This is a genomic window from Rhizobium sp. BK251 (assembly GCF_004345245.1).
Lineage (GTDB): Bacteria > Pseudomonadota > Alphaproteobacteria > Rhizobiales > Rhizobiaceae > Rhizobium.
In genome coordinates this window covers 608,667-620,330 of sequence record NZ_SLUQ01000004.1, presented here as the reverse complement: position 1 = coordinate 620,330, position 11,664 = coordinate 608,667, and the positions used below count along the sequence as shown (strand labels likewise).

At 63.6% G+C, this 11,664-nt stretch carries 8 protein-coding genes; 5 read left to right on the top strand and 3 right to left on the bottom strand.

Features of this window, described 5'->3' with window-relative positions:
• Positions 1–361 precede the first annotated feature (361 nt).
• From EV286_RS12845 to EV286_RS12830, 4 genes are all read left to right on the top strand, one after another.
• Complete coding sequence (locus tag EV286_RS12845) at positions 362–1,300, top strand: ornithine cyclodeaminase family protein (RefSeq protein WP_132957506.1); 939 nt, start codon at positions 362–364, stop codon at positions 1,298–1,300.
• 94 nt (positions 1,301–1,394) lie between these two features.
• Entirely contained in the window at positions 1,395–3,857 is a 2,463-nt protein-coding gene (gene hrpB, locus EV286_RS12840) for an ATP-dependent helicase HrpB (protein WP_132957505.1), read from the top strand.
• 26 nt (positions 3,858–3,883) lie between these two features.
• Complete coding sequence (locus EV286_RS12835; protein ID WP_132957504.1) at positions 3,884–5,194, top strand: ActS/PrrB/RegB family redox-sensitive histidine kinase; 1,311 nt, start codon at positions 3,884–3,886, stop codon at positions 5,192–5,194.
• 74 nt (positions 5,195–5,268) lie between these two features.
• Positions 5,269–5,862, top strand: coding sequence for an ActR/PrrA/RegA family redox response regulator transcription factor (locus EV286_RS12830; RefSeq protein WP_132957541.1), 594 nt, complete (start codon positions 5,269–5,271; stop codon positions 5,860–5,862).
• Between the two features lie 3 nt (positions 5,863–5,865).
• On the opposite strand, the gene EV286_RS12825 is transcribed toward EV286_RS12830, so the two are convergent.
• On the bottom strand, positions 5,866–6,354 hold the full coding sequence (locus tag EV286_RS12825; RefSeq protein ID WP_132957503.1) for an MmcB family DNA repair protein: 489 nt from the start codon (positions 6,352–6,354) through the stop codon (positions 5,866–5,868).
• 179 nt (positions 6,355–6,533) lie between these two features.
• Between EV286_RS12825 and EV286_RS12820 the strand changes: the two genes are divergently transcribed.
• Positions 6,534–7,214: a L,D-transpeptidase gene (locus tag EV286_RS12820; protein ID WP_132957502.1), complete on the top strand. Its 681-nt coding sequence runs from the start codon at positions 6,534–6,536 to the stop codon at positions 7,212–7,214.
• Positions 7,215–7,281: 67 nt separating this feature from the next.
• On the opposite strand, the gene EV286_RS12815 is transcribed toward EV286_RS12820, so the two are convergent.
• Both EV286_RS12815 and EV286_RS12810 read right to left on the bottom strand, forming a co-directional pair.
• Complete coding sequence (locus tag EV286_RS12815; RefSeq protein WP_132957501.1) at positions 7,282–9,453, bottom strand: malate synthase G; 2,172 nt, start codon at positions 9,451–9,453, stop codon at positions 7,282–7,284.
• Between the two features lie 113 nt (positions 9,454–9,566).
• On the bottom strand, positions 9,567–11,570 hold the full coding sequence (locus EV286_RS12810; protein ID WP_132957500.1) for a hydantoinase/oxoprolinase family protein: 2,004 nt from the start codon (positions 11,568–11,570) through the stop codon (positions 9,567–9,569).
• Positions 11,571–11,664 lie beyond the last annotated feature (94 nt).

The window sequence follows — 11,664 nt, the reverse complement described above, 5'->3', positions numbered from 1 at the left end:
CGGAAACTCTAGAGCGAAGGTCATCGTCGCCAGCAGCGCCGCCGCCCTCGTTCAGTGACGCGGCTTATAGACCCTACCCCTTTTCTAAGTCAACTCCACTCAACAAAGTTTTTTGACATTTTTGTAACATGCTGATTTTAAAAGGGAAATTTGAGCGACCAGTTTGGGGATAACCAATCGCGTCGAAGGCGCCCCAAAACGAGCCGCAATCACCCTGGTTTTCGCCGAATCCCGAGGCTGGAAGCCGCCCAAAATCAACAAAGCTAATATATAGGGCCCTTGAGACGGCTTTCCAGCCCGGCTTGCGCCCAAGCATCCAGTTGCTAGTTTGACCGCTCATATTCTGACCAAGGAGAACGGAATGCTTGTCCTCGACGAAGCCCACACGCGCGCTGCCCTCCCATGGAGGCCGCTCATCGAGGCAATCGCAGCCATGTTTGCCGGCGAATGCGTGATGCCGGTGCGCCATCACCACGACATGGAGGTACCGGGCGAGGAAAATGCCACGCTGCTCCTGATGCCCGCCTGGGTGCCGGGCCGATATGCCGGCGTCAAGATGGTCTCCGTCTTTCCGGGAAACGCAAGCCGTTCGCTACCGGCAATCTTCGGTACCTATATCCTGTCATCGGCCGCAACCGGCCAAGTGCTTGCCGCCATCGATGGGGGCGAGCTCACGGCGCGTCGGACAGCTGCGACCTCGGCGCTTGCCGCGCGCCATCTCGCACGCGCCGATGCCGCCGAACTGCTTGTTTGCGGGACCGGCCGCCTTTCCCTCAACATGATCCAGGCCCATGCCGCCGTTCGGAACCTTGCGCGCATCCGCGTCTGGGGACGCAACCGGGACGCAGCCGAGAAGATCGCCGAGGAAGCCCGGGCAATCGGGCTTCCTGCAGAGGCGGCCGCCGATCTGGAGGCAGCGACGCGAGACGCCGACGTCATCTCCTGCGCGACGCTTTCCAGCGAGCCGCTCATTCGTGGAGAATGGCTGAAAGCCGGCGCCCATCTCGACCTCGTCGGCGCCTTCAAGCCGACCATGAGGGAAACAGACGACGAGTCGATAAGGCGCTCCCTCGTCTTCGTCGACACGCGGGCAGGGGCGCAAGCGGAGGCGGGCGACATCGTACAGCCACTGAAGAGCGGGCTCCTCAGGCAAGAGGATATCAGGGCGGAGCTTTCCGAGCTCGTGCGCGGCAGCCGGCCGGGCCGCACGGACGACAGCGCGATCACGCTGTTCAAATCGGTCGGCGCAGCGCTCGAGGATCTCGCCGGTGCAATTCTCGCCTATGAGAGATCGCGCTGATAGTCTAGACGCGGTCCAAGACTCGACGGCCCCCGGTTGCGGCGCCCGGACGAACCGGCGCCGGGCCACGCAAGCAACGAAGACGAGCAGCCTCATGCCGTTAACCCTGCCGGAGCTTCCGGTTTCCCACATCCTCCCCGAGATCGGCGACGCACTTTCCGAGAGAAGACGGGCCGTGCTTTCCGCCCCGCCGGGCGCCGGCAAGACGACCCTCGTGCCGCTCTACCTGCTCGAGCAAGCATGGCGCGGCGATGGCAAGATCATCCTGCTCGAACCGCGGCGGCTCGCCGCGCGCGCAGCCGCAGGCCGGATGGCCTCCCTTATCGGCGAGGAGGTCGGCGAAACTGTCGGTTATCGCATGCGCCTCGACAACAGGGTATCCGCCAGGACACGCATCGAGGTGGTGACGGAGGGTGTGTTCGCACGGATGATCCTCGACGATCCCGAGCTTTCGGGCGTCTCGACGGTACTTTTCGACGAATTCCACGAGCGGTCGCTGGACGCCGATTTCGGCCTGGCGCTCGCCCTCGACGTGCAGTCGGCGCTGCGTGAGGACCTGCGGCTCCTCGTCATGTCGGCGACACTCGATGTCGAGCGTGTTGCAACCCTGCTTGGCGATCCGCCGGTCATCGAAAGCATGGGGCGCAGCTACCCCGTCGAACTGCGCTATCAGGAGCGGCCGAGCGGCGAGCGTGTCGAGGACACCGTCAGCCGCGCGATTGACGCGGCGCATGCGGCAGAGCATGGCTCGATCCTCGCCTTCCTGCCGGGGCAGGCGGAGATCACGCGCACTGCGGAGCGACTGGAGGGGCGCTTCGGCGCGGATACGTTGATTGCGCCGCTCTACGGCAACCTGACCCAGAAGGAACAGGACGCCGCCATTCGCCCGGCGCCAGCGGGCAAGCGCAAGATTGTCCTTGCCACCTCGATTGCCGAGACCTCCATCACCATCGACGGTGTCAGGATCGTCATCGACAGCGGCCTGCAGCGCCTTCCGGTCTTCGAGCCTTCGACCGGCATTACGAGGCTGGAAACGGTCCGCGTCTCCCGGGCCTCGGCCGACCAGCGCGCCGGCCGTGCCGGCCGCACCGAGCCCGGCATCGCGATCAGGCTCTGGCATCAGGGGCAGACGGCCGCCCTTCCCGCTTTCACGCCGCCGCAGATCCTCTCTAGCGATCTTTCGGGCCTCGTGCTCGACCTCGCCCATTGGGGCGTCCAGGATCCGCAAACGCTCGCCTTTCCCGACCAGCCTTCGGCGGGCGCGATCAAGGAGGCGCGAATCCTCCTTCGGCAACTTGGGGCACTCAACGAGGATGGCTCGCTGACGGCGCGGGGAAGATTGATGCGCGAACTCGCGCTTCCTCCGCGCCTTGCCTCGATGGTGGTTTCAGCGGGAGAGTCTGGCCATTCCCGGGAGGCGGCTTTGCTCGCCCTGCTGCTCACCGAGCAAGGCCTCGGCGGAACGAGCATCGACCTCGAGGAACGGTTGCGCCGGTTCAAGCAGGAAAGAGGCGAGAGGGCCGAATCGTCGCGACGCCTCGCAATGCGTCTGGCTTCGGCCGCCGGCGGCACCAAGGGGGATACTGTTCCGCCATTGCCTGGCGCATTGCTGCTGCACGCCTTTCCGGACCGCATCGCCCTGCAGCGGGGCGGACGGGGCCGCTTCGTCATGGCAAACGGTCGCGGAGCGGAGCTGCCGGAGACGGAACAGCTTGCCGGCGCGCATATGCTGGTCGTCGCGGACCTCACCGGCAGGGCCGCGCAGGCACGCATCCTCGCCGCGGCTGAAATCTCCCGCGCCGATGTCGAGGAATACCTGCCGGACGAGATCAGGAGCGAGGATCAATGCATCTTCGACAGGGCCAGCCGCCAGGTGCGCGCGCGCCGGGTCACGCGGCTCGGGGCGATCATTCTCGACGAAAAGCCCCTGCCGCGCCCCGTCGGAGAAGCGGCAGCTCGGGCACTGGCCGAGGGGGTTCGCGAGCTGGGGCTTGGCGTGTTGCCGCTCTCGAAGGAAACAGCCCAGCTCCGCGATCGTATCGGCTTCCTGCACCGGACGATCGGCGATCCCTGGCCTGACGTCAGCGACGAGGCGCTCCTCGAACGGCTCGACGACTGGTTCGTGCCGTTCCAGACCGAGACGCGCGGCCTTGCAGACATTTCCGGCGCGAGCCTCGCCAACGGGCTGATGTCGCTGGTGCCGCACGAGGCGCAGCGAGAGCTCGCGCGATTGGCGCCGACGCATTTCGAGGCGCCCACCGGGCAACGCCACCCCATCCACTACGACGGCGAGGAGCCCGTGCTCGCCATCCGGGTGCAGGAGCTTTTCGGACTGAAGGTCCATCCGACGATCGGCGGCGGCCGTCTGCCGCTGCTTCTCGAGCTCACCTCGCCGGCACACCGGCCGATCCAGACAACGCGTGACCTGCAGGGTTTCTGGGCAGGATCCTGGAAGGACGTGCGTGCCGAGATGCGCGGGCGCTATCCCCGTCATCCCTGGCCGGAAAGCCCCAGCGAAGCGATACCGACGACAAGAGCGAAGCCTCGTGGTACATGATCTCCAGGGCGCATTGAAATACGAAGATGACCGACGAAGCGGCGAACAAACAGCAGGACGATCAGCACACAAGCCGAAGGCTGCGACTGCAGACGCTCGTGCGTCTGCGATGGCTTGCGGTCGCCGGTCAGACGGTCACGGTGCTGATCGTCGCCTTCTGGTTGAAATTCGGGTTGCCGCTGACGGCATGCGCTGTTCTGATCGGGCTGCTCTCGGCAATCAACTTCTACCTGACGATCCGCTTCAAGCCGACGCATCGCCTGGAGCCGCCCGCCGCATTCGCGCTGCTTGCAACCGATCTCCTGCAGCTCTGCGCGCTGCTCTTCATCACGGGCGGGTTGGTCAATCCCTTCTCGGTGCTCGTTTGCGTGCCGGTGATCATTTCCTTTGCCTCACAGCCGATCCGCTACAGCACTGTGCTGATCACGCTCGCGATGATCTGCATCACGATCCTCGCCTTCTCGCCCTTCCCGCTACCCTGGTTCGAGGGCGCAGAGCTCAGCGTCCACAGCATCATGCAGCTGGGCCTCTGGTGCTCGATCGCCTCAACCATGTCTTTCGCCGCCTTCTACGCCTACCGTGTCTCGATGGAGGCGACGCAGCTCGCCGACGCGCTTTCGGCGACCGAACTGGTGCTGCTGCGCGAAAAGCATCTCTCCCAGCTCGACGGGCTGGCGGCCGCTGCGGCGCACGAACTCGGCACCCCGCTTGCCACCATCAGCGTGGTTGCGAAGGAGATGGAGCGCGAACTCATCCATGACGAGCGGTTCCGCGAGGACATATTGCTGCTGCGCAGCCAGAGCGAGCGTTGCCGCGATATCCTCCGCCGCCTGACGACGCTGTCGTCCGAGGGCGAGGCTCATATGAGCCGGCTGCCACTTTCATCGATGATCGACGAGATCATCGGGCCGCACCGGGAGTTCGGCATTACCGTGGAACTGGTGGAGAAGAGCCCGCGAAGGGGCGAGCCCGTGCCGAACCGCAATGCGGGCATCATGTATGGCTTGGGAAACCTCGTCGAAAACGCGGTGGATTATGCAAGAAGCAAGGTCATCGTCACGGTAGAATACGATTCCGAAAGGGTCGTCGTCGTCATAGAGGACGACGGTACTGGATACTCGCCCGACATCCTGACGCGTATTGGAGACCCCTATGTCACCGAGCGGCAGCGGGACGCGCGGGCGGGCGGATTGGGGCTAGGATTGTTCATCGCAAAGACTTTGCTGGAGCGCTCGGGTGCGACTCTCCTCTTCGAAAACCGGCTTCCTGAAAATTCCGGCGCGCGCATTCGCGTCGAGTGGCCGCGCATGCTGATGGATACGAGTTCGACAAAATGAGTTTTGCGGCATAAATGAACATGTAACCAACAGCCGTATGGACAGGCCAAGGGCCACCGGGATTTTATATCATGATGGAGAAAAACCAGAACCTCAGTGTCGAGCACACCGAAACAGCCAAGGCGCCAGTAGTCCATCTCGGACCCGACGCGACGCTTCTGATCGTCGATGACGACGGACCGTTTCTGCGCCGCCTGGCGCGTGCCATGGAAACGCGAGGCTTTTCGGTCGACACCGCCGAGTCGGTTGCCGAAGGCGTGACCAAGTCTCGGGCGAACCCGCCGAAATACGCGGTCGTCGACCTGAGGCTCGGCGACGGCAATGGCCTCGACGTGATCGAGGCGATCCGCCAGCGCCGCGACGACACCCGCATCATCGTCCTGACGGGCTACGGCAACATCGCAACCGCGGTGACCGCCGTGAAGCTTGGCGCAGTCGACTATCTTGCAAAGCCTGCCGACGCGGACGATGTTTTCGCGGCGCTCACGCAGCGTCCCGGTGAAAAGGCCGAGCTGCCCGAGAACCCGATGTCGGCCGACCGCGTGCGCTGGGAGCATATCCAGCGTGTTTACGAGATGTGCGAGCGCAATGTCTCCGAGACCGCGCGCCGGCTCAACATGCATCGCCGCACCCTGCAGCGTATCCTCGCCAAGCGGGCGCCCAAGTAAGCCTCATTCACCGGAGATCGGCTTTCCCGCCGCCCATTCCGCCAGCATCAGGCGCTCGGCGGCGGTGCGCGAGAAGCTTAGCGTCACGGCCTTGCGCCTTGCCGGCGCAAGCCTGTGTTCAGGCGCCTCCCTGATCAGGTGCGCGCCGTAGCCATCGGAAAGAAAGAGGCCGCAATCCTCCGGGAAGATATCGAGCGGTACGTCCTTGTGGGTGGCGAAGAAGAGCCTGTCGCAATGCATTCGGTAGTCGGGCCACTTCCGGTCGACGCGGAAGTCTTCGATCGAGGATTTGATCTCGATGATCCAGATCTCGCCCCGCTCCGACAGCGTTATGAGATCGGCACGCCGGCCGCTCGCAAGCGGCAGTTCGGGAAGCACCGCAAGGCGCATCTCGCGCAGCAGGATTTGCATGCCGCGGCGCACGTGCATGGCCCTGTCGGACTGCCTTCCGTCTATTAACGGATTATTATTGTAAACACTCAAAATCGTCATGGATACGCGGCAAAGGCTCCCAATCATTGTTGCAAAAAAACAATGCGTTTCTAATTTGCACTGCAGATGAACTTCATCGCACTGCAGCACCTTGCAAAGATGAATTTAATCGAAAATAAGCTATATTCAAAGATGGTTGGAACAACCAGATTTCCCTCGCCAGATCCCAAGAGACATCCATGCAACTGCGCAATGCATTGACCGTTTTCGGCCTCGTGGCGGCGTTTGCCGCGGCCGGCGTTCCCGCCGTTTCCCAGGCCACCGCCGTGGACAAGACCTCCACAGGCTCGACCAGCCAGACCATCCAAACTTTTGACGACGCTTACGGGATCACGAAGGATGCAAGCTTCTCCTTGCCGGCGATCCCGATCAATCGTGTCGATCCGCGGTTCCACCGTCAGGTGGTGAGCTTCGAGACGACCGAGCGCCCCGGAACGGTCATCGTGAACACCAAGGAGCGCTTCCTTTATTACATCCTGCCGAACGGCCGGGCGATGCGCTACGGGATTGGCGTCGGCAAGCAGGGCTTTGCCTGGGCAGGCACGGCCTACGTGGCCTGGAAGCAGGAATGGCCGACCTGGCATCCGCCGAAGGAGATGGCCGAGCGCAAGCCGGAAGTCGCGAAATATCTCGAAGGCGGCATGGGACCTGGTCTCAGCAATCCGCTCGGTGCGCGCGCGATGTACCTCTTCAACGAGCAGGGCCAGGACACGCTTTTCCGGTTGCACGGCACCCCTGAATGGGCCTCGATCGGCACCGCTGCATCGTCCGGCTGCATCCGCCTCATAAACCAGGACGTCATCGACCTTTACAGCCGCGTTCGTCCCGGAAGGAAGACCAAGGTCATCGTGATCCAGTAGGATCAGGCACCCTCAAATCAGAAAGGCCGCGGATCGTCTCCGCGGCCTTTCTTTTTGCTCTGGCCGATCAGCCGGCAAGCTTCGCCTTCAATTCCTGGCGACGGCGATGCAGAACCGGTTCCGTATAGCCGTTCGGCTGCTCCCTGCCCTTCAGGACGAGTTCGAGCGCGGCCTGGAAGGCAACCGATCCTTCGAAGTTTCCGGCCATCGGCCAATAGTCCGGATCGGAGGCATTCTGCCCGTCGACAACGGCGGCCATGCGCTTCATAGTCTCGACGACCTGCCCTTCTGTAACGACCTTGTGGTGCAGCCAGTTCGCCATGTGTTGTGCTGAGATGCGGAGCGTCGCGCGGTCTTCCATCAGGCCGACATTGTTGATGTCCGGTACCTTCGAGCAGCCGACGCCCTGGTCGATCCAGCGCACGACGTAGCCGAAAATCCCCTGCGCATTGTTGTCCAGCTCACGCTGGATCTCCTCAGGCGTCCAGTTGGGCCTGACAGCCACCGGAACCGAGAGGATATCGGAGAGCTTGGCGCGGGCGCGATCCTCCAGCCCGTGCTGCAGCCGCGCGACGTCGACGCGGTGATAGTGAGTGGCATGCAGCGTTGCCGCCGTCGGTGACGGAACCCATGCGGTATTGGCGCCCGCCTTCGGGTGGGCGATCTTCTGCTCCAGCATCGCTGCCATCAGGTCCGGCATCGCCCACATGCCCTTGCCGATCTGCGCATGGCCGGAAAGGCCGCATTCGAGGCCGATGTCGACGTTCGAGTTCTCGTAGGCGGCGATCCACGGCGCGAGCTTCATGTCGCCCTTGCGTATCATCGGCCCGGCTTCCATCGACGTATGAATCTCGTCGCCGGTGCGATCGAGAAAGCCGGTATTGATGAAGAACACCCTTTCCTGCGCTGCGCGGATGCACTCCTTGAGATTGACGGTCGTGCGCCGCTCCTCATCCATGATGCCCATCTTCAGCGTGTTGCGAGGGACGCCCAACGCTTCCTCCACACGCGCAAATATTTCGGATGCAAAGGCGACCTCCTCCGGCCCGTGCATCTTCGGCTTGACGATGTATATCGAGCCGCTGCGCGAATTCCTGCGGCGACCATTCAGTCCGATATCATGGAGCCCGACGAGGGAGGTGATCACTGCATCCATGATGCCTTCCGGTACCTGGTTGCCATCGCGATCCAGAATAGCCGGGCTTGTCATCAGGTGGCCGACATTGCGCACGAGCATCAACGAGCGGCAGTGCAGCGCGAAGGCGGAGCCGTTCGGGGCCGTGTAATCGATATCCGGGTTGAGCTTGCGCGTGAAGCTGCGACCTGCCTTCGAGACTTCCTCCTGCAGGTCGCCCTTCATCAGGCCCAGCCAGTTGCGGTAGACGACGACCTTGTCCTCGGCATCGACGGCCGCGACCGAATCCTCGCAGTCCATGATCGTGGTGATCGCGGATTCCAGCCGCACGTCGGAGATATGCGCCGGATCGGCCTTGCCGATCGGCGTCGACGCATCGATGGCGATCTCGATGTGGATCCCGTGGTTCCTGAAGAGGATGTGGGTCGGCGCGGCCGGATCGCCGAGATAGCCGGCGAAGTGCCCCTCGTCCGCGAGCGCCATGTGCTCCCCGTCGGTGGCGCTGATCGACAGCGTACCGTCGTTAACCGCAAACGTCTCGACGTCCGTCCAGCTTGCGCCCTCGAGCGGGATGGACGCATCGAGGAAATCACGGACCCAGGCAATCACCTTGGCGCCGCGCCGGGGATTGTATTGCGCACCCTTCTCCGCACCGTCGCTTTCGGGAATGGCGTCCGTGCCGTAGAGTGCGTCGTAAAGGGAGCCCCAACGGGCGTTCGCGGCATTCAACGCGTAGCGGGCGTTCATCACCGGAACGACCAGCTGCGGCCCGGCGATCGAGGCAATCTCCGGGTCGACATTGGCGGTCGAGACCTGGAAGTCCGTCCCCTCCGGAACGAGATAGCCTATTTCATGAAGGAAGCCTTCATAGGCCAGCATATCGGTCGGGGCGCCATTGCGACGATACCAGTCGTCGAGGGCGGCCTGGAGCCGGTCGCGCTTGGCCAGGAGTTCGCGATTCCTCGGCGCAAGGTCGTGGACGATCACAGAAAAGTCGTTGAAGAACTTGTCCTCCGCGATACCCAAACCCGGCAGGGCCTCCTTGACGAGGAAGTCATGGAGCACCGCCTCAAAGGCCAGTCCGCTTCTTTCGATACGACCCATCTGACTGTCCCCCTCATCCCTTGTGCAGCTCTCTTGATGCTGCCAGTTTGAACGGCTTTCATTGATAGTCAATTCAGCGACAATTCCAAAGATTTATGCCTTTGTGGAAATAATCAGGCGGAAGCGATGCGTGGCCTGCCGCTTGCGGTCGCAACGAAGCGCGCCTCGACGAGCTTCCGGTTACCCTCGACATCCGGCGCGTCGATCTGCTCGTCGATGGTCACCACGGGGTCGTCGGCACCATTTAGCCGTGCCTGTTCGATCGCTGCCCGGACTGCCCGATCACGGGCGAGCGCGAAGCCGGCTGCTTCGTCGGTCGTCCTCAGCGTCTCTCCGGCGCCATTCAGGATGTAGATGCCGTCCTCCGGCATGGTCACAAAGACCGTGGCGCTCGCCCGCACCTGTCCAACGACGGCGCCGACCGCATTCGCGACATCAGCTTCACCGGGTATGACGCTTTCGGCCGAAAGCATGTCAGCGACCGCCGGATAGTAGGCCGGTGCCGAGGCGCCCAGCCCGACAAGCGGCCGATCCAGCGAGACCGCAAAACGGACGATACCGGGCGCGCGGCGAAGGGCGCGGCCGACAGACACCGATTTCACGGGATCGATTTCGCCGACCCCGTCCTCTGCAAGGCAGGCGGTAAGAATCACGTCGGCGGACTGGCGCGTCAGCCGGTCGACGATCTTCTGCGCCAGTTCCTCTGGGGAGGACGCAATCGGCCTTGCCGAGCCGTCCTTCATGCGCGCCGCGACGGCAAGGCCGAGCCGCGCTGCTTCCGCGTTCCATTGATTCTGCCGTCCGAGGGCATGCATCGCATCCGAAGGCGTCAGCCCCGCGATGTGGACGAGACCGCGGGCGACCAGTCCGTCCAAAACCGCCTTCTGCGAAGTCGCGGTCAGGAGTTGGTCCAGCGGCAGGGGCAGGCTTCCGATCCGCTCGAACAGCGCCTGCGCCTGCGGCGAAAGTCCACTGGCCAGATGATCCGGCACACCGGTCCTCACCGCAAAGCGGCCGTCGTGGCGGCCGAGATGAGTCGCTCGCCGCTGCCGCTCGAGATTGGCGATGACGGTTTCCGGATGGTTTGCAGCAATGAGACTGAGAGGCAGGAACCGACGCGGTCCGAGTTCGAAGGTCGCGTTCAATCCGCGGCAATCGATTCGCACCTCGGAATCACCGCCGAGACCATAGGTGCGCATCGCCACCGCCTCCACCATGGTGCGATGGCCGCCGACGAACGCGCCGTCGGCATCGAGGCGTGGCCGGCCGCCCTCCAGGACCGCGACATCGGTGGTCGTGCCGCCGATATCGGAAACGACAGCGTCATCGAGACCGGTAAGATAGCGGGCGCCGACAAGACTGGCGGCGGGGCCCGAAAGGATCGTTTCGATCGGACGCAGCTTTGCCTCCGCCGCCGAAATCAAGGCGCCATCGCCGCGCACGACCATCATCGGCGCCGAGACGCCGGCCGTCTCGAGGAACCGCTCGCAGGCGCCGACAAGGCGATCGATCATCGAAACGAGCCGCGCATTCAGCAGGGTGGTGAGAGCCCGGCGCGGACCGCCGAGCTTGGAAGACAGCTCATGGCTGCAGGTGACCGGCAGATGCGAGATATCCCGGATTCGCTCCCGCACGCGGATTTCGTGAGCCGGATTGCGAACCGCGAAATAACCGGCGACGGCAAAGGAGGAGACGGTCTGCGCCAGGGCCGGCAGGGCCTCCTCAAGCGGCCCGAGGTCCAACGGCCTTTCGGTGCCGTGCACATCATGGCCACCGGGGAGAAAGATGACCGGGTCCGATCCCAGCGCCTGGGCGAGCCCGTCCCTTTTCAGATCGTCCGGCGAAAAGCCGATCATGACGAGCCCGGCCCGGCCGCCCTGCCCCTCGACCAGCGCGTTGGTGGCGAGCGTCGTCGAGAGCGAGACGAGGCTGATCGCCGAGACCGGAACGCTGGCACGCGCGATCACCGCGTCAACCGCACCGGCAATGCCGACGGCCAGGTCATGGCGCGTCGTCAGCGATTTCGCCTTGGCGACCACACCCTTGTGTTCGTCGAAGAGAACGGCATCGGTATAGGTGCCACCGGTATCGATGCCGAGCAGGAAATGGGATGTCACGCGCCTTCGCTTCCCTTGAAACTGTTGGAGCCGAGCGGCTCCTGACGGAATCTCCGACACGCTTATGGCATTCGCCGGGCAGGCTGCGCTAGCC

Coding starts and splice junctions, on each gene's coding strand:
- EV286_RS12820 (WP_132957502.1), top strand. CDS start 6,534: ATGCAACTGCGCAATGCATTGACCGTTTTCGGCCTCGTGGCGGCGTTT.
- EV286_RS12845 (WP_132957506.1), top strand. CDS start 362: ATGCTTGTCCTCGACGAAGCCCACACGCGCGCTGCCCTCCCATGGAGG.
- EV286_RS12835 (WP_132957504.1), top strand. CDS start 3,884: ATGACCGACGAAGCGGCGAACAAACAGCAGGACGATCAGCACACAAGC.
- hrpB (WP_132957505.1), top strand. CDS start 1,395: ATGCCGTTAACCCTGCCGGAGCTTCCGGTTTCCCACATCCTCCCCGAG.
- EV286_RS12825 (WP_132957503.1), bottom strand. CDS start 6,354: ATGACGATTTTGAGTGTTTACAATAATAATCCGTTAATAGACGGAAGG.
- EV286_RS12830 (WP_132957541.1), top strand. CDS start 5,269: ATGGAGAAAAACCAGAACCTCAGTGTCGAGCACACCGAAACAGCCAAG.
- EV286_RS12815 (WP_132957501.1), bottom strand. CDS start 9,453: ATGGGTCGTATCGAAAGAAGCGGACTGGCCTTTGAGGCGGTGCTCCAT.